Source organism: Pseudonocardia sp. DxW (genome assembly GCF_058448985.1).
Window position 1 is genome coordinate 248,870 of the sequence record NZ_JBZFLK010000009.1, and the last position, 23,306, is coordinate 272,175.

Here is a 23,306-nt window from a genome sequence, read left to right on the forward strand (position 1 = left end):
GGAAGCACTCCACCGTCGTCACGGGACCGGCCCGGTGCCGGACCCCCACACGGTAGTGGGACGGGGGATGTGCCGGGGCCCGGGGTCAGGCCAGCCGGTGCTGCAGCGCGTCGGCCGCCGCGAGCAGGTCGGCCGCCCAGCGCACGCCGGGCCGCCTGCCGATCCGGTCGACCGGCCCGGACACCGAGACCGCGGCGACGACCTGGCCCGCGGCGTCGCGGACCGGGGCGGAGACCGACGCGACGCCGGCCTCCCGCTCGGCCACGCTCTGCGCCCAGCCGCGGCGGCGGACGTCGACCAGCACCCGGTCGGAGAAGGTGGCGTCGGCGAGCACCTGCCGCTGGGTCTGCGGATCGGACCAGGCGGCCAGCACCTTGGCACCGGACCCGGCGGTCATCGGCAGCCGGGAGCCGACCGGCACGGTGTCGCGCAGCCCGGACGGCGGCTCGGCGTGCGCGATGCAGATCCGGTGCACCCCGTCGCGGCGGTAGAGCTGCACGCTCTCGCCGGTGATGTCGCGCAGCCGGGGGAGCACCGCGGCCGCCGCGTCGAGCAGCGGATCGGGACGCCCGCCGGCCAGCTGACCGAGCGTCGGGCCCGGGTGCCAGCGCCCGTCCGGCGTGCGCAGCAGCATGCCGTGCGCCTCCAGCCCGACGGCGAGCCGGTGCGCGGTCGCCCGGGGCAGGCCGGTGCGCTCACAGAGCTCGGCCAGCCCACAGGGTCCCTCCGCCGTCGCGCGGAGAACCCCCACCGCCTTGTCGAGCACGCCGATCCCGCTAGACTGTCCCACGTTCCGATACTAACGTCCCAGATCGTGGGAAGTCCACCCGCGATCAGATCACAGAGGGAGGCGAGCGTGAGCCCTGCAGAGACGCCGCGCACGCTGGCCGAGAAGGTCTGGGACCGGCATCTCGTCCGGGCGGGCGAGGGTGACGAGCCGGACCTGCTCTACATCGACCTGCACCTGGTGCACGAGGTCACCAGCCCGCAGGCCTTCGACGGGCTCCGGCTCGCGGGCCGGCCGGTGCGGCGCACCGACCTGACACTCGCCACCGAGGACCACAACGTACCGACCCTCGACGTCCTCGCGCCGATCGCCGACGAGGTGTCCCGCACACAGGTCGAGACGCTGCGCCGCAACTGCGCCGAGTTCGGCGTGCGGCTCTACCCGATGAACCACGCCGAGCAGGGCATCGTGCACGTCGTCGGGCCGCAGCTGGGCCTCACCCAGCCCGGCACCACCGTCGTCTGCGGCGACTCGCACACCTCCACGCACGGCGCCTTCGGGGCGATGGCCTTCGGCATCGGCACCTCCGAGGTCGAGCACGTGCTCGCGACGCAGACCCTGCCGCTCAAGCGGTTCCGCACGATGGCGATCAACGTCAACTCCTCCGACGGGACGCTGCGGCCCGGGGTCACCAGCAAGGACGTCATCCTCGCGGTGATCGCCCGGATCGGCACCGGCGGCGGGCAGGGCTACGTGCTCGAGTACCGCGGCAACGTCATCGAGAACCTCTCGATGGAGGCCCGGATGACGATCTGCAACATGTCGATCGAGGCGGGCGCGCGGGCCGGGATGATCGCCCCGGACGAGACGACGTTCGCCTACCTGAAGGGCCGCGACCACGCGCCCGCGGGCGACGACTGGGACGCCGCCATCGCCGACTGGCGGTCGCTGCGGACCGACGAGGGCGCCACCTTCGACGCCGTCGTCGACATCGACGCCGACGAGCTCACCCCGTTCGTCACCTGGGGCACCAACCCGGGGCAGGGGCTGCCGCTGGCCGAGTCCGTCCCGGACCCGGAGCGGATCACCGACGAGGCCGAGCGCGCGGCCGTCGAGAAGGCGCTGACCTACATGGGTCTGACCGGCGGGACCCCGCTGCGCGAGGTCGGGGTGGACGCGGTGTTCGTCGGCTCCTGCACCAACGGGCGGATCGAGGACCTGCGGTCGGTCGCCGGGATCCTGGACGGGCGCAAGGTCGCCGACGGCATGCGGATGCTCGTCGTCCCGGGCTCGATGCGGGTGCGCAGGCAGGCCGAGGAGGAGGGCCTGCACGAGATCTTCACCAGCGCCGGCGCCGAGTGGCGCTCCGCGGGGTGCTCGATGTGCCTGGGCATGAACCCGGACCAGCTCGCCCCGGGCGAGCGCTGTGCGTCGACGTCGAATCGGAACTTCGAAGGGCGGCAGGGCAAGGGCGGCCGCACCCACCTCGTCTCGCCCCTGGTCGCCGCGGCCACCGCGATCCGCGGCACCCTGTCGAGCCCGGAGGACCTGGACTGATGGAGAAGTTCGACACCCACACCGGGATCGGCGTCCCGCTGCGCTGGTCCAACGTGGACACCGACCAGATCATCCCGGCGGTCTACCTGAAGCGGGTCACCCGCACCGGCTTCGACGACGGCCTGTTCTCCGCCTGGCGGCAGGACCCGTCATTCATCCTGAACAACGAGCCCTACGACCGCGGTTCGGTGCTCGTCGCCGGCCCGGACTTCGGCACCGGATCGTCCCGCGAGCACGCCGTCTGGGCGCTGATGGACTACGGGTTCCGGGTCGTCATCTCGTCCCGGTTCGCCGACATCTTCCGCGGCAACTCGGCCAAAGCCGGACTGGTCGCGGCCCAGGTGGAGCAGCCCGACGTGGAGCTGCTCTGGAAGAAGCTGGAGAACGAGCCGGGCACCGAGGTGACCGTCGACCTCCGGGAGCGGTCGGTGCAGGCGGGCGACCTGACCGTCGCCTTCACGATCGACGACTACGCCCGGTGGCGGCTGCTGGAGGGGCTGGACGACATCGGTCTCACCCTCCGTCACGAGGACGCGATCACCGCGTTCGAGGGAACCCGCCCCGATCGGATGCCACGCACCACGGTGTGAGATCGCACCGGGTGGTCGCGGGCCGTCACCGGGCGGCCCGCGACCACCCGTACGGCCCTGCCCGACCGGTGGGTATGCGACCTCGACTCGCCGCCAGATCTGGTGCGTTGCAGGGCCTACCCCTACCGTTCGTGACCATGAACAAGGCTCAGCTCGTCGATGCGCTGACCACCCGGCTCGGTGACCGTCGGGCCGCCACCGCCGCTGTGGACGCGATGGTCGACGTCATCGTGGAGACCGTGGGTGCGGGCGGCTCGGTCACACTGACCGGGTTCGGCGTGTTCGAGCCACGCCGGCGCGCGCCCCGCACCGCTCGCAACCCGCGGACCGGCGAGACCGTGCCGGTGGGGGAGACGATCGTGCCCTCGTTCCGGCCGGGCGCCGCCTTCAAGGACCGGGTGGCCGGGAGCGAGGCCGCCGCCGCGGGTGCGACGAGCGCGCCGAAGCGCGCCCCGCGCGAACGCGCGGCCGCCGGTGCGGCCGGGGGGCGGGCCGCGTCCGCGGCGCCCGGGACACGCAGGCCCGCGGCGCGCAAGCCGGCCGCCGCCAAGCCCGCCGCTGCCCGGACCGGGCCCGCCGCCGGCACGAAGCCCGCTGCCGCCGGAAAGCCCGCTGCCGCCGGGAAGTCCACTGCCGGTGCGAAGTCCACCGGCGCGAAGTCCACCGGCGCGAAATCCGCAGCTGCCGCGACGAAGCCCGCCGCCGCGGCGAAGAAGCCCGCAACGGCCGCGTCGAGGAAGCCCGCGGCCAAGAAGCCCCCCGCCACCTGATCCTCCGTCCCCGGCACGACCGGTGAGGGGTACCCCTCGGCACCGGTGTACCGCTCGGTGGGATCAGGGGGAGGGGCGGCGGTAGTAGTCGGCGAAGAGGAGGGCGCCCGCCGGGTCCAGGCCGAGCAGCCAGGTGCTCGCCTTGTGGGAGGGGGCCTCGGCGCCGGCGCCCGCCTCGTCGAGCAGGTCCTCCACGACGTCCGGGATCACCCCGCCCTGACTGCTGATCAGTGTCACCCCGGGCTGGGCGGCGAGCTCGCGGAACCGGGCCCGCCCGGCGTCCGGATCGACCCAGTAGCCGTTCTCGCCGAGCAGCGGCTCCACCGGGAGGTCCTCGACCCGCCCGGAACCCAGCCCGCTCTTCCCGGCGAACGGCGCGATCGTCTGCCCGCAGCGCAGCGGCGGCGCCGTGTAGAGCCGGTCCGGGCCGAACCGGGGCAGGAACCCGGCGAGCCGGTCGGCCTGGGTGTGCCCGGTGCCGGACAGCGGGCGCAGGTCGTCGTCGCCCTCCCAGGCGGTGCGGCTGCCGGCCTTCGCGTGCCGGACCAGCACCACCGTCGACGACGGCACGCCGGTCGTGGCGAGCCGGGTGACCAGCCGCGTGTCGTGCCCGTGGGTGAGCAGCGACGCCGCCTCGGCCGGGGAGACCCAGCGCAGCGCGTCGGTCTCGTCGTTCGGGGTGAAGCCGTGGTCGCCGACCGCCTCGGCCGCCCAGTAGTGCACGACCTTCCGGCCGCGGCCGGGCACCCGGTAGGTGGTGTGCCCGAGCCGCGCACCGAGCCGGCAGTCCAGCCGGGCCTCCTCGGTGGTCTCGCGCAGCGCGGTCAGGGTCAGCGACTCGCCAGGGTCCTGGTGGCCCTTGGGCAGCGTCCAGTCGTCGTAGCGCGGCCGGTGCACCAGCGCGATCTGCAGCCCGCCGCCGGGGGAGCGCCGGTAGGGCACCGTCCCGGCGGCCACCACGTCGGCCAGGCCCGCCGGATCGACCTCGGCACCGTCGGTGCGCACCGGGGAGAGGAACGTCATCGGCCGGTCAGTCCTCGACCGACCCGCGGCGCGAGTTCATCATCTCCACCTGGTGGTCGCGCACCCGGATGTTCGACGACCCGGGCGCGGGCGAGGGCGACCAGATCCCGTCCGGCCCGAGCGTCCAGCAGCGGGTCGCCGGATCGAGGCAGGAGTCGAACATGTCGCCGAGCTGGTCGGCGAGCTTCGGATCGGTCACCCGCAGCATCACCTCGACGCGGCGGTCGAGGTTGCGGTGCATCATGTCCGCCGAGCCGATCCAGTACTCGTCGGCGGCGCCGAAGTGCAGCACCCGGGAGTGCTCCAGGAACGGCCCGAGCAGCGAGCGGATCGTCACGTTCTCCGACAGCCCCGGGCGCCCCGGGATCATCGCGCAGATCCCGCGGACCACGATGTCGACCGGCACCCCGGCCTGCGACGCCCGGTAGCAGGCGTCGATCACGGCCTCGTCGACCAGCGAGTTCACCTTGATCCGGACGCGCGCGCCGGGCTCCCCGGTGCGGTGCGCCTCGATCTCGTCGTCGATCCGGCGGACGATGCCGCGACGCACCCCGTACGGCGCGACCAGCAGGCTGCGGTACGACGTCTGCCGGGAGTAGCCGGTCAGCGAGTTGAACAGGTCGGTGAGGTCGGCGCCGATCGTCGGATCGGCGGTGAGCACGCCGATGTCCTCGTAGAGCCGCGCCGTCTTCGGGTTGTAGTTGCCGGTGCCGATGTGGCAGTACCGGCGGATCTCCGAGCCCTCCTGCCGGACGACCAGCGCCGTCTTGCAGTGCGTCTTCAGGCCGACCAGGCCGTAGACGACGTGCACGCCCGCCTTCTCCAGCTGCCGGGCCCAGCGGATGTTGGCCTGCTCGTCGAACCGGGCCTTGATCTCGACCAGCGCGACCACCTGCTTGCCGGCCTCGGCGGCGTCGATCAGGGCGTTCACGATCGGCGAGTCGCCGGAGGTCCGGTACAGCGTCTGCTTGATCGCCAGCACGTTCGGATCGGCGGCGGCCTGCTCGATGAACCGCTGCACGCTGGTGGAGAACGAGTCGTAGGGGTGGTGCACCAGCACGTCGCCCTCGCGCAGCGTCGCGAACACGCTGCGCGGGGTCTCCCGCTCGGCGAACGCCGGATGGGTGGCCGGGCGGAACGGCTCGTCCTTCAGGTCCGGGCGGTTCACCCCGTGCACCTGCCACAACCCGGTCAGGTCGAGCAGCCCGGGCACCGTGACGACGTCGTTCGGGTCCACGTCGAGCTCGCGCAGCAGCAGCTCCAGGACGTGCTCGGACATCGTGTCGAGCACCTCGAGCCGCACCGGCGGGCCGAACCGGCGCCGGGCCAGCTCGCGCTCCAGCGCCTGCAGGAGGTCCTCGTCGCGGTCCTCCTCGACCTCCAGGTCGGCGTTGCGGGTGACCCGGAACGGATGCACCTCGGCGACGTCCATCCCGGTGAACAGGTCGCCGAGGTGCGCGGCGATCAGGTCCTCGATCGGCAGGAACGTGACGGTCCGGTTGCCGGAGCGGGTGTCGGTGTCCGGCGGGTCGACGGTCACCAGGCGCGGCACGTTGTTCGGCACCTTCACCCGGGCGAAGCGCTCGGTCCGCCCCTCCGGGTCACGCACCGTGACCGCCAGGTTGAGCGACAGCCCGGAGATGTAGGGGAACGGATGTGCCGGGTCCACGGCGAGCGGGGTGAGCACCGGGAAGACCGACTCGGAGAAGTAGTCGGACAGCCGCAGCCGCTCGGCGTCGGTCAGGTCGTCCCAGGCCCGGATGTAGACGCCCGCCGCGTCCAGCTCCGGGCGCAGCTCGTCCATGAACACCTCGGCGTGCGCCCGGGACAGCGCCCGGGACCGCTCGGTGATGCGGGCCAGCTGCTGGCGCGGGGTGAGGCCGTCGGCGCTGCGCACGCTCAGGCCGGTCTCGTCGCGGCGCTTCAGGCCGGCCACCCGGACCATGTAGAACTCGTCCAGGTTGGACGCGAAGATGGCGAGGAACTTGGCCCGCTCCAGCAGCGGCTGGCTGGCGTCCTCGGCCAGGGCGAGCACCCGGGCGTTGAAGTCGAGCCAGGACAGCTCGCGGTTGAGGTAGCGGTCCTCGGGCAGCACGTCCGGCACCGCCGACGCCGGCGTGGTCGCCCCGGCCGGCGGCGCGATCGGGGCCGCACCCGGCGGCGGGGGCGGCGCTGCGGGCGGCGCCTGCTGGGCCGGGATCTCCGTGGGCACCGGCTGGTCCGGGCTGACCTGGTCGGCGACGGCCCGGCTCGCGGTGTGCATCCGGCGGGAGGCGGGGCGCGGGGCGCGGCGCCCGCCCGGCCGCGCCCGGGCCCCGGAGTGGGCGGGGCCACCGCGCTGGGACGAGCCGTTCCGCCCGTTCGGTGCTGCCGCGTCGTCACTCACCCCGCAATTGTTTCGCACCTCGCGCGGGTCGGCCAAGGGAGACACTGCGGGAGGTCGGTGAATTCCCGGTGCCACGGGCGGAGATGTGTCACACCTTCGGGCAGCGGAGCGCCCCGGGCGGGGGACTGCCCGCCGGTCCGGCCTGCGGTAGGGCGTCCCGCGCGTCGATCACCGCGCGGGTCCAGGCACCGACCCCGAGCCGCACCGCCTCGTCGAGATCGGTGACGGTGTCGACGTCGCGGCGCAGCCCGGGCCGCACCCCGGGCAGCACGACCGCCCCGGACTCCCGGTGCGCCGCCGCCGAGGCGCCGCCGAAGTGCGGATCGAGCCGCCGGCCGGGGGCGGCGAGCAGCAGCGTGGTGCCCTCGCCGGGGGCGTCGGGCTGGAAGGCGCGGTGCACTCCGGAGCCGAACAGCCGGGCCGCGACGGTGACGGCGTCGTCCAGCTCGGCCGGGCGCAGCGCCGGCAGGTCGGCCTGCAGGGCACCGACGATCACGTCGTCGTCGGCCGAGCGCAGCAGCGCGGCGCCGTGCCGCAGCGCCCCGTTCAGGCCGCGGCCGGGGTCGGTGACGACCTCGACGCCGAGCGCGCCGACCTCCATCGCGACCGCCGGGTCGGACGAGATCACCAGCACCCGGCGGACCGTGGTCGCCGCGACGGCCGCGGCGACCGTGTCCCGGGCCAGCGCCAGCGCGAGCCGCTGGTGCGCGCCGAGCTCGCCGACGCCGCCGTCCGCGGCGCCGCGCAGCCGGGTCTTGGCCTTGGGCAGCGGTTTCACCGGCACGACCAGGTCCGCCCGCAGGGTCACACCGACCATCGTCGCACCTCGGAGGCCGTTCCCGTGTCACGGAGGCGTCACGGGACCGGGTCGGGCGGGCGGCCGGCACCGGGGGTGGGTTTACCGGGACGGTCCGTTGTGGGGAGACTCCACCCGGACGATCCGGATCACTCGCGGTCCGGGACCGCTGACGACCCCGCCTCGACGCGGGTGTGAGGAGGCCGCCGGTGGCCCGCGAGAAGGGCGGATTCTGGGTCGGGCTCGCCGCGACCGTGTTCTACCCGCTGGGCTGGCTGACCGGCCGGCAACGCTACGAGGGCCGCGAGCACCTGCCCGCGACCGGCGGCGCGCTGCTGGTCGGGAACCACATCTCGTACCTGGACCCGATCCACACCGCGCTGTTCGTGCACACCGCGCGCCGGGTGCCGCGGTTCATGGCGAAGAACAGCCTGTGGGACGTCCCGGTGCTCGGGTCGATCCTGCGCGGCAGCGGGCAGATCCCGGTCTTCCGGGACACCGCCGACGCCCAGCAGAGCCTCGCTGCGGGCACCCAGGCGCTCGCCGACGGCAAGATCGTCATCATCTACCCGGAGGGCACCATCACCCGGGACCCGGACGGCTGGCCGATGCGCTCGCGGACCGGGGTCGCCCGGATGGCGCTGGCCTCCGACGTGCCGGTCGTGCCGATGGTGCACTGGGGCACCCGGGAGGTCTACGACCACTACGGCAAGCGGTTCCGGCCGCTGCCGCGCACCGAGCTGGTGCTGCGGGCCGGGGAGCCGGTGGACCTGTCCGGCCACCGCGGCCGCCCGGTCGACGCCGTGGTGCTGCGCGAGGTCACCGACCTGATCATGGCCGCGGTGCGGGACCTGCTGGCCCAGGTGCGCGACGAGCCGGCCCCCGCCGAGTTCTTCCGGCGCGGGCCGGAGCGGGAGGCCGGGCAATGAGCGCGCGTCCGGTGAACGAACCGGTGCACGACATCGCCCGGGTCGCCGTGCTCGGCGCCGGGAGCTGGGGCACCTCGTTCGCGAAGGTGCTCGGCGACGCCGGCCGCGAGGTGCGGCTGTGGGCCCGTCGCGACGAGGTGGCCGACGCCGTCAACGGGACCCGGCAGAACCCGGACTACCTGCCCGGCGTCGAGCTGCCGGACCGGCTGCGCGCCACCTCGGACCCGGCGGAGGCGCTGGACGGGGTGGACGCGGTGGTGCTGGCGGTGCCGTCCCAGTCGCTGCGCGCCAACCTGGAGCACTGGCGCGACCTGATCCCGGACGGGGTCACCCTGACCAGCCTCGCCAAGGGCGTCGAGCTGGGCACGCTGAAGCGGATGACCGAGGTGATCGACGACGTCACCGGGGTCGGCGTGAACCGGCTCGCCGTGGTCTCCGGGCCGAACCTGGCCGCCGAGATCGCACACGAGCAGCCGACCGCCACCGTGATCGCCTGCACCGACCACGGCCGCGCCGTCGCGCTGCAGACGGCGTGCGCGACCGGCTACTTCCGTGCCTACACCAACACCGACGTGATCGGCGCCGAGCTGGGCGGTGCCGGCAAGAACGTGATCGCGCTGGCCGTCGGCGTCGCGTCCGGGATGGGGCTGGGCGACAACTCGCGGGCGTCGCTGATCACCCGCGGGCTGGCCGAGATGTCCCGGCTCGGGATGGCGCTCGGCGCCTCGCCGCTGACCTTCGCCGGGCTCGCCGGGATGGGCGACCTGGTGGCGACGTGCTCGTCGCCGCTGTCGCGCAACCGCACCTTCGGCGAGCAGATCGGCCGCGGCGCGACCCTCGCCGAGGCCGAGCGGGCCAACCACGGGCAGGTCGCCGAGGGCGTCAAGTCCTGCCTGTCGATCTGCGAGCTCGGTGAGCGGCACGGCGTGGAGCTGCCGATCGCGGACGCGGTGCGCCGGGTCTGCCACGAGGGGATGACCGCGCCGCAGATGGCGAAGGAGCTGATCTCGCGGGCGCCGAAGCCCGAGTAGCGCGCCGCGGTCGCTCAGGGTCGCGGCTCGGGGGCCTCCCCGGCCAGGTCGAAGAAGCGGGCGACCTCGGCGGCCAGGTCCAGGTCGTGGTTCGTCGGGCCGAGCACGGCCGGCGCCGACGCCGGGCCGGGCACGGTGTGCCCGCCGCCGTGCACGGTGAGCAGCCGGACGGCGGGGCGGCCCGGCTGCCGGTGGTCGGTCTGCACGATCCGCGTCCGGTCCCGCGGGCCGGACCGGCGGGCGATCTCGGTGTCCACCGGCGGATCGGTGATGCCGTTGTGCCCGGCGAAGTAGCGGGCCGTGCCGGGCATCGACAGCGTGCGGCCGCCGACCGAGAACAGCAGCCGCACCCACCAGGACATCGCGCCGCCGGTGTACGGCACGATCCGGTCCGCGGTTCCGTGCACCAGCAGGACCGGCCGCGCCGCGGGGGCGTTGCCGGCCAGCAGGAAGTTCGCCGGCTCGGGCATGGTCGCCGCCAGCACCGCGATCCCGGCGACCGGCGTCGACGGCTCGTGGAGCAGCCGCAGCGCCATCTGCCCGCCGTTGGAGTAGCCGAGCGCGACCACCCGGGCCGGATCGACCCGGCCGTCGCCGGCCAGCTTGTCGATCACCGCGCGGGCGAAGGCCACGTCGTCGATCCCGTCCCGGCGGGCGGGGAAGCCGCTCTGCGCCCGGGCGTCGTTCCAGTTCCCGCGGTACCCGTCGAGATGGGCCACCACCACGCCCTGCTCGGCGAGGCGGTCGAACGACCCGCCGGTGACGGAGCGGAACGCGGCTCCGTCCTGCCGGGAGCCGTGGAACACCAGCAGCAGCGCCTGCGGCACGCCGGTGCCGGGTGCGCCGAGCACCGTGAACGTGCGGGTGCGGCCCGCCACCGTGACCGTCTCGTCGCTGTGCCGGACCCGGTCGTCGACCGTCATCGGATATCGCCCTCCGACCGCACCTCGGGACCTAGCGGATAAATATCTGTTTCACTGCCGGGGCCCGGGTAGCGTGTCGGCCGATGAGCGGCGACGGGACCAGATGCGTTCGGGGCGGCGGACACGGTGCGCCGGAGATCGGCGCCCCGGTGCACCACGGCCCGGTGCTGACCAGCACCTTCCATCTCGGCCGGCCCGAGCAGGCGGAGCCGGGTGCGGACTTCTACGCCCGCGCGGACAACCCGACGTGGCGTGATTTCGAGGCCGCCGTCGGCGAGCTCGACGGCGGGCCGTGCGTCGCCTTCCCCAGCGGCATGGCGGCGATCGCGGCGGTGCTGCGCGGGTTCACCGGGCCGGACCGCGGTGTGCTGCTGCCCTCCGACGGCTACTACGTGGCCCGGCTGCTGGCCGACGAGGAACTGGCTCCGCTGGGAATCGGCGTCGGGTACTGCGCGACGGCCGGTGACTGGGCCGCGGCGATCGAGGAGACGCGGCCGGGGCTGGTGCTGCTGGAGACGCCGTCGAACCCGGGCCTGGAGGTCTGCGACATCGCCGCGATCGCCGCCGCAGCGCACCGGACCGGCGCGGTCGTCGCCGTCGACAACACGACCTGCACGCCGCTCGGCCAGCGCCCCCTGGAACTCGGCGCGGACCTGGTGGTCGCCTCGGACACCAAGGCGCTGTCCGGGCACGGGGACCTGCTGCTCGGGCACGTCAGCGCGGCCGATCCGGTGCACGCCGAACGGATCCGGGCCGCCCGCACCCGGGGCGGGGCGGTCCCCGGCCCGATGGAGACGTGGCTGGCGCTGCGCGGCCTCGGCACCCTGGACCTGCGGCTGGCCCGGCAGGCGGAGAACGCCCGGGCGCTCGCGGTGGCGTTGCGCGGGCACGGCGCGGTGCGCGACGTCCGCTGGCCCGGGCTGGCCGACGATCCGGCGCACGCGCTCGCCCGCACCCAGATGCGCCGCTGGAACGGCATCCTCCGGTTCACCCTGCCCGACGTGCACGCCGTCTCGGACTTCCTCGCCCGCACCACCCTGGTCGACTCGACGACGAGCTTCGGCGGCCTGCGCACCGCAGCGGACCGGCGGGCCCGCTGGGGCGACGCGGTGCCCGGGGGGCTGGTGCGGCTGTCCTGCGGCGTGGAGGACACCGCCGACCTGGTGGCCGACGTGATCGGCGCGCTGGGGTAGCGGCCGGGATCAGTCCCGGGCGATCTCGCCCAGCCAGCCCTGGATCTCCGCCGGTTGCAGGTCGCAGTACGGGCAGACGGCGACGAACGTCGGCGCACCCGGACCGGAGACCTGGAACCGTTCGCGCGCCCCGCGGCGACCGCAGCAGGTGCAGGTGGAGTCCCGCACCTCCGGGTCGGCGTGCTCGCTGTTCTCGTCCATGGCCCGTGTATAGCCGCCCGGGGCGGGCCCGGCACCGGGCTGTGGCCGACCGCACGCCGGGTGTGAAGCAGACGTTTCCGCTGGTTACGCCGGGATGGCCGGTGGACGGCCGGGGCGGTCGGCGGCGCCGGACGGGCACCGCGTACACCGGTCGTCGGTACTGCTATCACACTCGCGTAACCCGGCTTCCGTATGGTCGACTACATCACGGACCTCGAGCGTTCGCGGAGGTGGTCGCGTGCCGTACCGACAACCCGTCCCCAGTGGTGCCGGGACCGTCGTCACCCCCGACCTGAGAGCGGTCGATCCGCTCCCCGACGATCACCCTCCCGCACCGGGTACCGAGCCGCCGACGGCGGTGCCGGTGCCGACTGGGGCCCGGGTACTGCTCCTCAACGCCAGCTTCGAACCGCTGGCCGTCGTCACCTCGAAGCGGGCGATCCGCCTGCTGCTCTCCGGCAAGGCCGAGTGTCTCCAGGAGGCGCTGGAGGGCACGGCGTTCCGGTCCGAGAACCTCTCGCTCCCCGCGCCGTCGGTGCTGCGGCTGTCCCGCTACGTGCGCGTCCCGTACCGCCGCGCGGTCCCGATGACCCGCGCCGGCGTGCTGCGCCGGGACGGCCGCCGCTGCGCCTACTGCGGCAAACGGGCGGACACCATCGACCACGTGGTCCCGCGCAGCCGCGGCGGTGCGCACAGCTGGGAGAACTGCGTCGCCGCCTGCCGGGCGTGCAACTCGCGCAAGGCGGACCGGCTCGTCGAGGAGCTCGGCTGGACGCTGGCGACCGTTCCCGGGCCGCCGTCGCGCAGCGGGGCCGGCGTGCTGGTGCTGGCGGTCGAGCCGCTGCCGGCCTGGGAGCCCTGGCTGTCGGCGGCGTAGCGCTGCACGGATGCCGGACCGCGCCGCACGGGTGCTGGACCGCGCCGCACGGGCGCGGATCGGGGCGCGGATCAGGGCCGGATCAGGGGCGGAGCAGCCGGGAGGCCAGCCGCACCCGGCGCCGGATCGGGCGGGCGTCGCGGGCCCGGAACGCGCTGCAGCCGGTGCCGCAGGCGCCGCAGTCGGTGCCCGGGCGGTAGTGCTCGTGCGCGTCGCGCCCGTGCCCGCACCGGCACGGGTCGACGACCGCGGGGGCGTGCGGCGTGGCCGGCGGGCCTGCGGGGTTCGCGGCGGCGTCGTCCGCGGCGGACCGCGGGGCCGGGATCGCACCGGCCGGGGAGACGGCGGTCGGGGTGTCCGGGGTGACGCTCATCGGGGCTCCTGTCGGGTCCGCTACGACCGGGTGGCCGTACTGCCCGGTGATTCGCTTACTCCGGCCGGCCCATTAACGATTCCCCCGTTGGTTCGCCAGAACTGACGACGGGTTCCCAGAACGTTCACGATGGGTACTCGCCAGGCCCTGACCTGCAACTATGCGTAACGGTGATCTCGATCGCGAAGGCCGGGCGTCAACCTTTCGGTAGCGCCGGACGTCTTACTACGACGAGACAACCGGACCATCGAGCGGTCCCGGAAGGATTCCGATGCGCAACGCCGTCCCCCCGCCCCCCGTGACGCGGCGCCGTACCGGCCGCAGGTTCCTGGTCACCTTCCTGACCCTGCTGCTGGTGCTGCTGCTCGTCGTGGCGGGCGCGGTCGCGTACCTGGTGTCGAGCGTCGGCAACGACGTGCCGCGGATCCCGGACGCCTTCCGCGGCCTGGAGGCGACCGACCGGCCGGCGACCTTCGGCGGGACCACGTTCCTGCTCGTCGGCACCGACTCGCGGGCCGACGAGCCGATCACCGGTGCCGGTGCCGCGCCGGACGCCGACGGCGGCTCCGAGCGCAGCGACGTGATCATGCTGGGCACGCTCGCCCCGGACGGCCGGAGCGCGTCGGTGGTGTCGATCCCGCGCGACTCCTGGGTGGAGATCCCCGGCCGCGGCATGGACAAGGCCAACGCCGCGTACGCCTACGGCGGGGCACCGCTGCTGATCGAGACCGTCGAACAGCTGACCGGGGTCCGGGTCGACCACTTCGGCGTGATCGACTTCGCCGGCTTCACCTCGCTGGTCGACTCGGTCGGCGGGATCGACGTGACGGTCGCGCGGGCCACCAGCAACGCCGGCGTCGACTTCACGGCGGGTGAGAACCACCTCGACGGCACGCAGGCGCTCGCCTACGTCCGGCAGCGCTACGACCTCCCGGGCGGCGACCTGGACCGGGCGGCCCGCCAGCAGAACGCGATCAAGGCGCTGCTGGAGAAGGTGCAGGCGGCGGCGACCACCGACCCGGCGACGCTGTACTCGTTCGCGACGAGCGTCGGCGACGCGGTCAGCATCGACGACTCGCTGACCAACACCGGGCTCGTCACGCTGGCCCTGCAGAACCGGAACCTGCGCGGATCGGACGTGGCGTTCGTGACCGCGCCGGTCGCCGGGCTGGGCCGGGAGGGGGCGCAGTCGGTCGTCCACCTGGACGAGGCCCGCGGGCAGGAGCTGTGGGGGGCGGTACGGAACGGGTCGGTGCAGCAGTACGCGGACCTGAACCCGGGGGAGGCGCTGGGGGAGACGCCGTCGTAGCCGGTGGTGGTTGAGCCGCGGGTCACATCACCGGCGCGCTGCTAACGGCCGGTCCCGCTGCGCCGACCTCAGTCTCGATCATCGAGGGAGGTTCCGTGCGGGTCCTGCATGTGAGCCAGCCGGTGGACGCCGGAGTGGCGGCGGTGGCCGGCCAGCTCTGCGTGGACCAGCGGGCCCGCGGTTGGGACGCCCGGATCGCCTGTCCGCCGGGGCCGCTGGCCGACCGGATGACGGCGGCCGGTGTGCCGGTCGAGGACTGGCGGGCGGCCCGCAGCCCGGGCGCGTCGACGGTGCCGGAGGCCCGCGCGCTGCGCCGGATCGTCGACCGGTGTGATCCCGATGTCGTGCACCTGCACAGCGCGAAGGCCGGGCTGGCGGGCAGGCTCGCCGTCCGCGGTCGACTCCCGACGCTGTTCCAGCCGCACGCCTGGTCGTTCGACGCGGTCACCGGGCCGGTCGCGCGGGCGGCGCTGGGCTGGGAACGGCTCGCCGCCCGCTGGACGCACCGGCTGATCGCGGTCAGTGACGCCGAGCTCGCCGCCGGCCGGGCCGCGGGCGTCGACGGGCCGGCCACGGTCGTGCCGAACGGAGTCGACACCAGCTGGTTCACCCCGGCGCCGGCCGCGGAGGCCCGGGCCGCGCTCGGTGTCCCGGAGGCGCCGACCGTGGTGTGCGTCGGCCGGGTGACCCGGCAGAAGGGGCAGGACCTGCTGCTCGCCGCCTGGCCCCGGGTCCGGCAGGCGGTGCCGGCGGCCCGGCTGGTGCTGGTCGGCGACGGCGAGTACGACGGCCCGCTCGACGCCTCGGTGCGCCGGGAACCCGCGTCGGCCGATCCCCGCTGCTGGTACCGGGCGGCGGAGGTGGTGGCGCTGCCGTCGCGGTGGGAGGGGATGCCGCTGGTCGCGCTGGAGGCGATGGCCTGCGGCCGGCCCGTCGTCGGTTTCGACGTGACCGGTGTCGCGGAGGCGGTCGGCGACGGCGGCGCGGTGGTGCCGCCGGGCGATCTCGACGCACTCGCCGATGCGCTGGCGGCGCGGCTGGTCGACGGCGGGCCCGGGCGGAGCGAGGGGCGGGCCGCCCGGACCCGTGTGCTGGAGCACTTCGGGTCCCGGCTGGCGAGCGACCGGGTGGCCGCCGTCGTGCGTGAGGTCCACGGGGGGACGCGATGACGCTCGACCACAGCGACGTGGAGCGGACCACGCCGACCAGGCTGCCGGCGCCGGCCACCGACGAGGGGCCGGGACCGCCGGACGCACCGGCCCGGCGGGTCCGGCGGTGGCCGCTGTGGCTGGTGATCGCGCTGGTCGGGGTGCTGACCACGGCACTGGTGTACGGGGTGACCGCGCTGCTGCCGGTGCGCTACGAGGGGCGGATCGGCCTGCTGGCCGTACCGGCCGCTGAGGGTACGGCGACGGACGCGATCGCCCCCGGCATCTCCACCGGCTACGGCGAGGTGGTCGGGCTGGCGATGCCGTCGATCGCCGAGATCGCGACGTCGCCGTCGGTGCTGGCCGGTGTCGCGGACCGGGTGCCCGGGGCCCCGCCCGCCGACGAGCTCGCGGGCCGGGTCGGGGTCGAGCTGCTGTCCGGGGCCGGTGTCGCGCGGCTGACGGTGAGCGCGGACTCGGAGCGGGTCGCGGGTGAGCTGGCGGAGGCGATCGCGGACCGGGTGATGGCCGCGGACCTGCTCGCACCCGCGGGGCACCTGCGGGTGCTCGACCGGCAGGCGACCGTCCGCCAGGTCTCACCCGATCCGGCGTCCGGAGCGGGGACGGCGCTGTTCGTGGGCCTGGTCGTCGCCGGGCTGGTCGCGGTCGGGGCCGTGGCGCGGCGCAGGCGGGCGGCGGTGCGCTCCGGGGTGGAGGGTCCGCTGCAGGAGGCGCTCGCGGCCGCCGGGCGGGCCGGGGCGCCGGTGCTGGACGGCGCGGCCCCGGACGTGCTCGACCGGATCGTCGTGCTGGTCCGTGCCGCGGGCCGCCCGGTCGAGGTGCGGCCCGGATCGGCCGGCACCGCCGACGCGGTCGTCGCACTGCGCAGCGAGCTGGCCAGGGAGCCGTTCGGCAGGGCCCGCCCGGCAGGAGTGCTGCTGGCGGTGGACCGGGCGGGTGTCGCCCGGGGTGAACTGGACGAGGCACTGGCGAACCTCGACGGCGGCGTGCCGCTCGTCGCAGTGGTCCGGGTCTGAGGAGACGGATGCGGTGACCACCGACAGCAGCACCCCCGATCTGGCGACCCGGGTGGCCCGCGGCACGCTGTGGCTGGCGCTGGTCAACGTGCTCGCCAAGGGCAGCCAGGTCGTGCTGACGATCGTGCTGGCCGGCTTCCTCACCGAGTCCGAGCTGGGCGCAGTCACGGTCGCCGTGTCGCTGGTCGCGGTCGGCCAGGTCGTGCAGTCGATGGGCGTCTACGACGTGGTGTCGCGGACCCGCCGGGATCCGCTGCGGATGGCCGGCGTCCTGATGACGCTCAGCGTCGGGACCGGCGCGGTGCTGGCCGCGGTGGTGGTCGCCGCGGCCGGGCCGATCGCGACGGCGCTGGGATCCCCGCAGTCCGAGCCGCTGGTGATGATCGCCGCGCTGTCCCTGCCGTTCAGTGCAGCCGGCGGTGTGCAGATGGGCCTCATGCACCGGGACCTGCACTTCCGCAAGCGGATGCTGCCCGATGTCGGCAGTGCGCTGGTCGCGACCGCCACCACGATCGCGCTCGCGGCGTCCGGGGTGGGCGCGGCGTCGCTGGCGATCGGGCTGCTCGCGGGCGCGGTGGTGATGCCGGTGCTGGGCACCGTCGCGGGCGGCTGGATCCGGCCGTGCTGGGACGTGCCCGCCGCGGCGGAGGCGCTGCGCTGGATCCGGGTGGTCGGTCCGGGGGCGGTCGTCGCGGTCCTGCTGATCAACCTGGACTACCTGATGGTGGCCCGGGTCCTCGGGCCGCACGACGTCGGCGTGTACTCGCTCGCCTTCCGGATCGCCTGGGCGCCCTACGTGATGGTGGCGTTGGTGCTCGGCCCGGTGTCGTTCCCGGTGTACGCCCGGCTGCTCCGGGAGGGGCTCGAGATCCGCGGGGCGGTCACCCGTTTCGTGCGGGCGTTGCTGGCGATCGGCGGTGTCCCGTACATCGTGCTGGCGCTGCTCGCGGACCGGGTGGTGCTGATCGACGCCCGGTGGGCCGCCGCCGCTCCGGTGCTGGTCGTGCTGTGCGGGTACGGACTGGGCTTCTGCCTGCTGTACGTGCTGCAGGAGGTGGTCCGGGCACTCGGCAGGCCGGGCTCGTACCTGTTGCTGCAGCTGGGGCACCTGGCCGGGCTGGCGGTGGGGCTGGCGGTGCTGACGCCGTACGGCGTGGTGGCCGCGGCGTTCGCGCAGCTGATCGCGGTCTGGGTGGTCGTGCTGGTGGCGTTGCCGGTGCTGTGGCGCTCGGGTGGCCTGCCGGCTCCCCGGCCGGTGGCCCGGACGGTCGGCGGGCTGCTGCTGGCGGTGGGTGCCGGCGTGTTCGTCGACGTCGAGCTGCTGCGCGCCCCGGTGCTGGCGGATCCGGCGTCGCTGGTCGGTCTGCTCGTGACGGGGCCGGTGGTGACGCTGGCCGTCGTCGGGGTGCTGGTGGCGACGAATCTCGACCTGGTCCGAGAGCTGAGGCGGGGTCTGCGCGGCTGAGACCGGTGGCTGTTGTGTGAACAACAAACGGAGAGTAGGTCACATATCGTGGCAGTTCGGACTAGATCGTCACCCTCAGCTAACGGCGTCCGGTCGACCGGCGAGTCCACGACGAAAAGTTGGCGGGTCCGGACCGGTGGAGGACGCTCGATGATGGTCGAGGAGACGGCGCTGCCGGGAGTGCTGGTCATGAGACCGACACCGATCCGGGACGTGCGGGGATTCTTCAGCCGGATCTACGACGAGGCGGTCGCCGCCCGGTACGGCATCCGGCGTGCCGATCACGTGCAGGACAGCCAGTCCCGGTCGAGGTTCGCGGTGCTGCGGGGCCTGCACGGCCGTGCCGACGGCGGCGAGGCCAAGATCGTGCGGGTGGCCCGGGGCGCGGTCCACCTGGTGGTCGTGGACGGGCGGACCGAGTCGCCGACCCTGGGCGAGCACCTGGCCCTGCAGCTCGACGACCGCGACCTGGCGTCGGTGCGGGTGCCGCGGCGGATGCTGCTCGGCTTCCAGGTGCTCACCGACCTCGCCGACGTGTGCTACTCGATCGACCGGGTGCACGACGACGGGCAGGCCGTGGCCGTCCGGTTCGACGATCCGGATCTCGGCGTTCACTGGCCGCTCCCGCCCGGCACACAGAGCGCGCGGGATCTCGCTGCGGGGACCTGGCAGGACTACCTGGCCTCCGGGGCCGGGTTGCCGCCGGTGCACCCGCCGCGCGGCGCCCCGGCGGTCGAGGGTCGTCCGGTGCCGGCCGGGCCGGCGTCGTGATCCACTGCAGGTTCTGCCGCGGCGACGCCGGGGAGATCGTGCTGGACCTGGGGGAGCAGCCCCCGGGGACCGGGTTCCCGCCGCTGTCCGATCCGGGGCCGGACGAGATGTTCGCGCTGCGGATGTGGATGTGTGCGGCCTGCGGGCTGGCGCAGCTGGCGGAGGACCCGGGTGGCGTCGAGGAGGTCGTCGGCCGGGAGCCGGTGGCGGTGATCGAGCAGGGTGAGCAGGCGGTCGCCGAGCTCGTGTCGGCCGGGCTCGTCGGTCCGCACGCGACGTTCGTCGAGTACGGGAGCCCGCACGGCGGCAGCTGGGCGGGTGGCCTGGTCCGCGCCGGGGCCACCCCGGTGGCGGACGGGGCCGCGGCGGACGTCGTCGTCGACAACTTCGGGTTGATGCACGATGCCGACCAGCGTGCCGCGCTGCGGGAGCGGATCGGCCGGCTGCGCCCGGGCGGGACGCTGGCGATCTGCTACAACTCGCTGCAGGCCGTGGTGAAGGGCAGTCAGTGGAACGCGCTACGGCACGGCCACTTCGCCTACTACTCGACGTCGACGCTGGTCGGCATGCTGGCGACGCTCGGCCTGACCGCGACCCGGGTGCGGTGGTATCCGCTGTTCGGCGGCACCGTGCTGCTGACGGCGAGCGCCGGTGGTGTCCCCGACGACTCGGTGCGGGAGCTCGTCGCGGACGAGGACACCGACGGCGTGCGGGATCCGGCGTCGCTGGCGGCGCTGCAGCCGGTGGCCGACCGGATCACCGTCGGCATCCGGGAGTTCCTGGAGTCCGAGCGGGACGCGGGCCGGACGGTGTGGGGCTACAGCGCGGCCTCGCGGGCGGTGCCGGTGCTGTCCCGGGCCGGGATCGGGCCGGACCTGCTGCCGGCGATCGCCGACGGCGGCGTGGCGAAGCAGGGGAGGCGGACGCCGGGGAGCGCGATCCCGATCGTCGCGCCGGCCGAGCTGGTGGCGGCGGCGCCGCAGTCGGTGCTGCTGTTCGTCGAGGACCTGCTGCCCGAGGTGCGGCAGTCGCTGCCCGAGATCGAGGCGGGCGGCGGACGCTGGCTGCTGCCCGACACGGTCCCGGCCCGCACCTGAGCCTGTGCCGCGGTGGAGCGGTGACCGGTGCCCGTCGAGCACCGGTCACCGCTCCACCGGACGGTCAGGGCATCAGGACCAGGTCTTCCAGGGCGCCTCGCCGGCCGACCACAGGCCGTTGAGGAACTCGAAGTCCTTGAAGGTGTCCATCGCGCACCAGAAGTCCTCGTGCTGGTGGACGCCGAGCTGGCCGTCGCGGGCGAGCCGCTGCAGCGGGGCGTGCTCGAGCCACACGTCGTCGTCGCCGGGCTCGCCGAGGTAGGTGTCGAGGAACTCGCGCTTGAAGGCGAAGAAGCCGCCGGAGACGAACCCGGTGACCTGGGTGGGCTTCTCGTTGAACTCGACGACCTGGTTGCCGTCGACGTGCATCTCGCCGAACTTCGAGGTCGGGTGCACGCCGGTGACGGTGCCGATCCGGCCGGACTCCTCGTGCTCCTTGGCCAGGGCGTTGATGTCGACGGTGGCGACGCCGTCGCCGTAGGTCAGGAAGAAGTTGTCGGTGTCGACGTACTGCGCGATCTTCCGGATCCGGGAGCCGGTCGCGGCCTCCAGGCCGGTCTCGGCGAAGGTGATCTCCCAGTCCTCGTCGACGCCGTTGTGGAAGTCGATCCGGTGCTTCTCGGACATGGAGAGCGTGAAGTCCGCGGAGCGGGCGCGGTAGTCGAGGAAGTACTCCTTGATCGCCCAGCTCTTGTAGCCCAGACACAGGATGAAGCGGCGGTAGCCGGCCTCCCGGTAGATCTTCATGATGTGCCAGACGATCGGGCGACCACCGATCTCGACCATCGCCTTCGGCAGGCTCTCGCTCGCCTCCCGGATGCGCGTGCCCTTGCCTCCGCAGAGGATGACGACGGGGGTCTCGGGGTTCATGCGGTCCTCTCGATCTACGGGGAGCGTGGTGGGGCGGCTACGTCGCTAGTGGTTCAACCGCTCACCACTACCGCATCGTTATCCCACACCGACCGAGAAACAGGTCACAGCGGACCCTTCCGGGCACGGTTTGCGCAGGGATGATCACGAAGCGTCATGTCTGTCGGGGTCGTCCGGTTCGGCGGTGCTCCCGGTGCCACGGCGGGCCGCGCGCTCGACGTGCCGGCGGTGGTCGAGCACGAGGAACCGCATCGCGGCCGCGGTCCACGGCTGTGCGGCGGTTTCGCAGCTCGCGCACGCCGTGGCCGGCGCGGTCCCGGGGGCCGGGGGTGACTTCTGGCTGTTCGACGCCGACACCGCCGAGCCCAGTGGGTTCCGCACGCACTACGACGCCGGCGGGCGTGTCGCCGTCCGCGAACCCGTCGACGATCCGGACGAGCTACGTATGCTGCGTCGGATCCGGGACCGCGCGGTGGCCGCGGCCATCCCGCTGAACGAGTTCCTGGCCCGTGAGGATGAGGTGACCCGCCCGCGTGGTCGACGAGAGCCCGACCCGTAGCCGGCTCCGCAGCGAGTTGATCCGGGTCCGCGACCTGGCCGGCATCTCGGCGCGCGGGATGGCGCGGACGCTGGGCCTGAACCGCGGCGTCGTCCAGCGTTTCGACACCGGCCGCGGGATGCTCCCGCTCGACCGGATCGAGGCGTGGCTCGACGCCTGCGCGATCGATGGCGCGGAGCGGGAGCGCATCCTCGGTCTCGCCGAGCGCGCGACCGGCGAGACCCGGCCGTGGCGCGAGCTGCTGGAGCGGACCGGGCACCTGCAGACGGACGTCCGCGAGCGGGAGGCCGAGGCACTCGCCGTCGTATTGTTCCAGCCCACCGTGTGGCCCGGCCTGCTGCAGACACCGGAGTACGCGCGGCTGGTGCTCTCCGCCGGGCACACCACCGACGTCGACGGCGCGGTCGCCGCCCGGATCGCCCGCCAGCAGGTGCTCTTCGAGGGCACGACACGCTTCAGCTGGGTGCTGACCGAGCACGTGCTGCGTGCCGACCTGGGGCGACCGGACGTACTGGCCGCGCAGCTCGACCGGGCCCGGTCGCTGTGGGAGAAGCTCGAACGGCACGCGCGGCCGTTCAGCTGAGGAGGATGGCTCAGTCCCCGGTCACGATCCGGCGCACGGTGTTGCGGTGGTATCCGGTGAGTTCGGCCAGCTCGACCTGGGAGACGCCCGCCGCGGCAGCATCACGGATCGCGCTCCGCAGGACCGCTTCCGCGGCATCGAGGTCGTCCTTCGCCCGTTCCCGTTCGCGCACGGCTGCGTCCAGGCGCGTGCGTGCTGGGCCGGTGTCCACCGACGGACTCTGACACTGCACTATCCGAGTGCAGTACATCCGAGATCTACTGCACACCAATAGTGCATACTGGTCATGTGAACGTCTACGCGGTCCACACGGCCAAGCCGGACTCGGTGAGCGCCGTCGAGGTCGTCTTCACGTCGGAGCAGGAAGCGCGTGCCTTCGCGGCCGATCGCTCGACCGACGACCGGGTCCTGTCGGCCTCGGTGACGTCGTACGTCGTAGGGCTGCTCGGCAGCCGGCGTCCGGTGTGCTGGTTCCGGGAGGGGGAGGAGCAGTCGGTGCGCTTCGATCGACCGGACATGTTCGGGACGTGAGCGCCGGCCGCAACGCCCGTAGATGGAGCGCTTTCCAACTTGAACTCAGCCGGGTGAAGTGACACCTACTTGCCGGACACTGGTTGGCCCCGGGTTCGGTGGAGTCGGGTTGCTGGAATTCTGGCCACGTGACCCTGAAGGAGGGTTCGTGGGCAGGCGTGGATATCCGCCGGAGTCCCGGCGCAAGGTGCTCGATCCCGTCGAGGCCGGACGGCCGGTCGTCGACGTGGCGCGGGACCTCGGGATCAGTGAGCCTTTGCCAACCTGATCAAGCGCTGGCGATCATGAGGGTCTGAACTGCAGCGATGAGCCGGTCGGCCTGGTTCGGACTGGACCGGATCTTGCGCAGGATCTTCCAGTTCTTCAGCTCGGTGTTGACCCGCTCACCCGGTCCGCGGCGGCGGGCGTGGGCGGTGTTCACGTCCTTCCGGAACTGGGAGAGCTTCCGGAACCGGCCGGTGCCCGGTGTCCGCGTACGGGCTCTGATGTCGCTGTAGGTACGAGCTGATCTGTCGTTGGTCCGGCGCGTCGGATTCAAGATCGGCTCAGGGAGGGACCAC

At 73.9% G+C, this 23,306-nt stretch carries 25 protein-coding genes and 1 pseudogene; 16 read left to right on the top strand and 10 right to left on the bottom strand.

Annotated features, from left to right (window positions below; genetic code table 11):
* Positions 1–85: 85 nt before the first annotated feature.
* Positions 86–790 (bottom strand): IclR family transcriptional regulator, encoded by a 705-nt coding sequence (locus ACVJO7_RS16625; RefSeq protein ID WP_344027386.1) that lies wholly within the window; start codon positions 788–790, stop codon positions 86–88.
* 66 nt (positions 791–856) lie between these two features.
* Here ACVJO7_RS16625 and leuC point away from each other — a divergent pair, with 66 nt between their 5' ends.
* The 3 genes from leuC to ACVJO7_RS16640 all read left to right on the top strand — a co-directional run bounded on the left by leuC (position 857) and on the right by ACVJO7_RS16640 (position 3,644).
* Complete coding sequence (gene leuC, locus ACVJO7_RS16630) at positions 857–2,284, top strand: 3-isopropylmalate dehydratase large subunit (protein WP_491673606.1); 1,428 nt, start codon at positions 857–859, stop codon at positions 2,282–2,284.
* Positions 2,284–2,874: a 3-isopropylmalate dehydratase small subunit gene (leuD, locus tag ACVJO7_RS16635; RefSeq protein WP_491673607.1), complete on the top strand. Its 591-nt coding sequence runs from the start codon at positions 2,284–2,286 to the stop codon at positions 2,872–2,874. The genes leuC and leuD overlap by 1 nt, the downstream gene beginning before the upstream one ends.
* A gap of 137 nt (positions 2,875–3,011) precedes the next feature.
* The gene (locus tag ACVJO7_RS16640; protein WP_491673608.1) at positions 3,012–3,644 is read left to right on the top strand and encodes an HU family DNA-binding protein; all 633 of its coding nucleotides are present in this window, start codon (positions 3,012–3,014) and stop codon (positions 3,642–3,644) included.
* 63 nt (positions 3,645–3,707) lie between these two features.
* On the opposite strand, the gene ACVJO7_RS16645 is transcribed toward ACVJO7_RS16640, so the two are convergent.
* From ACVJO7_RS16645 to cofC, 3 genes are all read right to left on the bottom strand, one after another.
* Positions 3,708–4,667, bottom strand: coding sequence for an NUDIX hydrolase (locus tag ACVJO7_RS16645; RefSeq protein ID WP_344027394.1), 960 nt, complete (start codon positions 4,665–4,667; stop codon positions 3,708–3,710).
* A gap of 7 nt (positions 4,668–4,674) precedes the next feature.
* The gene (locus ACVJO7_RS16650) at positions 4,675–6,930 is read right to left on the bottom strand and encodes an RNA degradosome polyphosphate kinase (protein WP_491673632.1); all 2,256 of its coding nucleotides are present in this window, start codon (positions 6,928–6,930) and stop codon (positions 4,675–4,677) included.
* Between the two features lie 211 nt (positions 6,931–7,141).
* Positions 7,142–7,870: a 2-phospho-L-lactate guanylyltransferase gene (gene cofC, locus ACVJO7_RS16655; RefSeq protein ID WP_491673609.1), complete on the bottom strand. Its 729-nt coding sequence runs from the start codon at positions 7,868–7,870 to the stop codon at positions 7,142–7,144.
* Positions 7,871–8,058: 188 nt separating this feature from the next.
* On the opposite strand from cofC, the gene ACVJO7_RS16660 reads away from it, so the two are divergent.
* Both ACVJO7_RS16660 and ACVJO7_RS16665 read left to right on the top strand, forming a co-directional pair.
* Positions 8,059–8,778 carry a lysophospholipid acyltransferase family protein gene (locus tag ACVJO7_RS16660; RefSeq protein ID WP_491673610.1) on the top strand — a complete coding sequence of 240 codons (720 nt, stop codon included), beginning with the start codon at positions 8,059–8,061 and terminating at the stop codon, positions 8,776–8,778.
* Positions 8,775–9,809, top strand: a complete 1,035-nt coding sequence (locus ACVJO7_RS16665) for an NAD(P)H-dependent glycerol-3-phosphate dehydrogenase (RefSeq protein WP_491673611.1) — start codon at positions 8,775–8,777, stop codon at positions 9,807–9,809. Before ACVJO7_RS16660 ends, ACVJO7_RS16665 begins: the two co-directional genes overlap by 4 nt.
* A gap of 14 nt (positions 9,810–9,823) precedes the next feature.
* On the opposite strand, the gene ACVJO7_RS16670 is transcribed toward ACVJO7_RS16665, so the two are convergent.
* Positions 9,824–10,732 carry a CE1 family esterase gene (locus ACVJO7_RS16670; RefSeq protein ID WP_491673612.1) on the bottom strand — a complete coding sequence of 303 codons (909 nt, stop codon included), beginning with the start codon at positions 10,730–10,732 and terminating at the stop codon, positions 9,824–9,826.
* A gap of 83 nt (positions 10,733–10,815) precedes the next feature.
* On the opposite strand from ACVJO7_RS16670, the gene ACVJO7_RS16675 reads away from it, so the two are divergent.
* Entirely contained in the window at positions 10,816–11,925 is a 1,110-nt protein-coding gene (locus ACVJO7_RS16675) for a cystathionine gamma-lyase (RefSeq protein ID WP_491673613.1), read from the top strand.
* A 9-nt stretch (positions 11,926–11,934) separates the two neighbouring features.
* Here the strand turns inward: ACVJO7_RS16675 and ACVJO7_RS16680 are convergent, their stop codons facing one another.
* Positions 11,935–12,126 (bottom strand): hypothetical protein, encoded by a 192-nt coding sequence (locus ACVJO7_RS16680; protein ID WP_344027406.1) that lies wholly within the window; start codon positions 12,124–12,126, stop codon positions 11,935–11,937.
* A gap of 238 nt (positions 12,127–12,364) precedes the next feature.
* On the opposite strand from ACVJO7_RS16680, the gene ACVJO7_RS16685 reads away from it, so the two are divergent.
* A complete protein-coding gene (locus tag ACVJO7_RS16685) occupies positions 12,365–13,003 on the top strand; it encodes an HNH endonuclease (RefSeq protein ID WP_425563669.1) in 639 nt (212 codons plus the stop codon).
* 82 nt (positions 13,004–13,085) lie between these two features.
* Here the strand turns inward: ACVJO7_RS16685 and ACVJO7_RS16690 are convergent, their stop codons facing one another.
* Complete coding sequence (locus tag ACVJO7_RS16690; protein WP_491673614.1) at positions 13,086–13,376, bottom strand: hypothetical protein; 291 nt, start codon at positions 13,374–13,376, stop codon at positions 13,086–13,088.
* A gap of 271 nt (positions 13,377–13,647) precedes the next feature.
* Here ACVJO7_RS16690 and ACVJO7_RS16695 point away from each other — a divergent pair, with 271 nt between their 5' ends.
* The 6 genes from ACVJO7_RS16695 (at position 13,648) to ACVJO7_RS16720 (ending at position 20,203) form a co-directional block, all read left to right on the top strand.
* Positions 13,648–14,685, top strand: coding sequence for an LCP family protein (locus tag ACVJO7_RS16695; RefSeq protein WP_491673615.1), 1,038 nt, complete (start codon positions 13,648–13,650; stop codon positions 14,683–14,685).
* A 95-nt stretch (positions 14,686–14,780) separates the two neighbouring features.
* A complete protein-coding gene (locus ACVJO7_RS16700; protein ID WP_491673616.1) occupies positions 14,781–15,854 on the top strand; it encodes a glycosyltransferase in 1,074 nt (357 codons plus the stop codon).
* Positions 15,851–16,870, top strand: a complete 1,020-nt coding sequence (locus ACVJO7_RS16705; protein WP_491673617.1) for a YveK family protein — start codon at positions 15,851–15,853, stop codon at positions 16,868–16,870. The genes ACVJO7_RS16700 and ACVJO7_RS16705 overlap by 4 nt, the downstream gene beginning before the upstream one ends.
* 13 nt (positions 16,871–16,883) lie before the next feature.
* Positions 16,884–18,335: an oligosaccharide flippase family protein gene (locus ACVJO7_RS16710; RefSeq protein ID WP_491673618.1), complete on the top strand. Its 1,452-nt coding sequence runs from the start codon at positions 16,884–16,886 to the stop codon at positions 18,333–18,335.
* A 150-nt stretch (positions 18,336–18,485) separates the two neighbouring features.
* Positions 18,486–19,106 carry a dTDP-4-dehydrorhamnose 3,5-epimerase family protein gene (locus ACVJO7_RS16715; RefSeq protein ID WP_491673619.1) on the top strand — a complete coding sequence of 207 codons (621 nt, stop codon included), beginning with the start codon at positions 18,486–18,488 and terminating at the stop codon, positions 19,104–19,106.
* Positions 19,103–20,203, top strand: a complete 1,101-nt coding sequence (locus tag ACVJO7_RS16720) for a class I SAM-dependent methyltransferase (protein ID WP_491673620.1) — start codon at positions 19,103–19,105, stop codon at positions 20,201–20,203. The genes ACVJO7_RS16715 and ACVJO7_RS16720 overlap by 4 nt, the downstream gene beginning before the upstream one ends.
* Positions 20,204–20,275: 72 nt before the next feature.
* Here ACVJO7_RS16720 and ACVJO7_RS16725 read toward each other — a convergent pair whose 3' ends face one another.
* Complete coding sequence (locus tag ACVJO7_RS16725; RefSeq protein WP_491673621.1) at positions 20,276–21,073, bottom strand: glucose-1-phosphate cytidylyltransferase; 798 nt, start codon at positions 21,071–21,073, stop codon at positions 20,276–20,278.
* Between the two features lie 301 nt (positions 21,074–21,374).
* Between ACVJO7_RS16725 and ACVJO7_RS16730 the strand changes: the two genes are divergently transcribed.
* Together ACVJO7_RS16730 and ACVJO7_RS16735 are read left to right on the top strand one after the other, a co-directional pair.
* Complete coding sequence (locus ACVJO7_RS16730) at positions 21,375–21,632, top strand: DUF6879 family protein (protein WP_491673622.1); 258 nt, start codon at positions 21,375–21,377, stop codon at positions 21,630–21,632.
* A complete protein-coding gene (locus tag ACVJO7_RS16735) occupies positions 21,607–22,215 on the top strand; it encodes a Scr1 family TA system antitoxin-like transcriptional regulator (RefSeq protein ID WP_491673623.1) in 609 nt (202 codons plus the stop codon). The genes ACVJO7_RS16730 and ACVJO7_RS16735 overlap by 26 nt, the downstream gene beginning before the upstream one ends.
* 10 nt (positions 22,216–22,225) lie before the next feature.
* Here the strand turns inward: ACVJO7_RS16735 and ACVJO7_RS16740 are convergent, their stop codons facing one another.
* Positions 22,226–22,387 (bottom strand): hypothetical protein, encoded by a 162-nt coding sequence (locus ACVJO7_RS16740; RefSeq protein ID WP_491673624.1) that lies wholly within the window; start codon positions 22,385–22,387, stop codon positions 22,226–22,228.
* A 116-nt stretch (positions 22,388–22,503) separates the two neighbouring features.
* Between ACVJO7_RS16740 and ACVJO7_RS16745 the strand changes: the two genes are divergently transcribed.
* Positions 22,504–22,746, top strand: a complete 243-nt coding sequence (locus ACVJO7_RS16745; protein WP_344027436.1) for a hypothetical protein — start codon at positions 22,504–22,506, stop codon at positions 22,744–22,746.
* A gap of 268 nt (positions 22,747–23,014) precedes the next feature.
* On the opposite strand, the pseudogene ACVJO7_RS16750 reads toward ACVJO7_RS16745, so the two are convergent.
* A pseudogene (locus ACVJO7_RS16750) lies at positions 23,015–23,306 on the bottom strand (hypothetical protein); the annotation flags it as partial.

Bases quoted from the DNA above. Each gene is read 5' to 3' on its own strand.
- leuD (WP_491673607.1), top strand. From the start codon at position 2,284: ATGGAGAAGTTCGACACCCACACCGGGATCGGCGTCCCGCTGCGCTGG.
- ACVJO7_RS16640 (WP_491673608.1), top strand. From the start codon at position 3,012: ATGAACAAGGCTCAGCTCGTCGATGCGCTGACCACCCGGCTCGGTGAC.
- ACVJO7_RS16645 (WP_344027394.1), bottom strand. From the start codon at position 4,667: ATGACGTTCCTCTCCCCGGTGCGCACCGACGGTGCCGAGGTCGATCCG.
- ACVJO7_RS16650 (WP_491673632.1), bottom strand. From the start codon at position 6,930: ATGCACACCGCGAGCCGGGCCGTCGCCGACCAGGTCAGCCCGGACCAG.
- cofC (WP_491673609.1), bottom strand. From the start codon at position 7,870: ATGGTCGGTGTGACCCTGCGGGCGGACCTGGTCGTGCCGGTGAAACCG.
- ACVJO7_RS16665 (WP_491673611.1), top strand. From the start codon at position 8,775: ATGAGCGCGCGTCCGGTGAACGAACCGGTGCACGACATCGCCCGGGTC.
- ACVJO7_RS16670 (WP_491673612.1), bottom strand. From the start codon at position 10,732: ATGACGGTCGACGACCGGGTCCGGCACAGCGACGAGACGGTCACGGTG.
- ACVJO7_RS16675 (WP_491673613.1), top strand. From the start codon at position 10,816: ATGAGCGGCGACGGGACCAGATGCGTTCGGGGCGGCGGACACGGTGCG.
- ACVJO7_RS16680 (WP_344027406.1), bottom strand. From the start codon at position 12,126: ATGGACGAGAACAGCGAGCACGCCGACCCGGAGGTGCGGGACTCCACC.
- ACVJO7_RS16690 (WP_491673614.1), bottom strand. From the start codon at position 13,376: ATGAGCGTCACCCCGGACACCCCGACCGCCGTCTCCCCGGCCGGTGCG.
- ACVJO7_RS16695 (WP_491673615.1), top strand. From the start codon at position 13,648: ATGCGCAACGCCGTCCCCCCGCCCCCCGTGACGCGGCGCCGTACCGGC.
- ACVJO7_RS16705 (WP_491673617.1), top strand. From the start codon at position 15,851: ATGACGCTCGACCACAGCGACGTGGAGCGGACCACGCCGACCAGGCTG.
- ACVJO7_RS16715 (WP_491673619.1), top strand. From the start codon at position 18,486: ATGATGGTCGAGGAGACGGCGCTGCCGGGAGTGCTGGTCATGAGACCG.
- ACVJO7_RS16725 (WP_491673621.1), bottom strand. From the start codon at position 21,073: ATGAACCCCGAGACCCCCGTCGTCATCCTCTGCGGAGGCAAGGGCACG.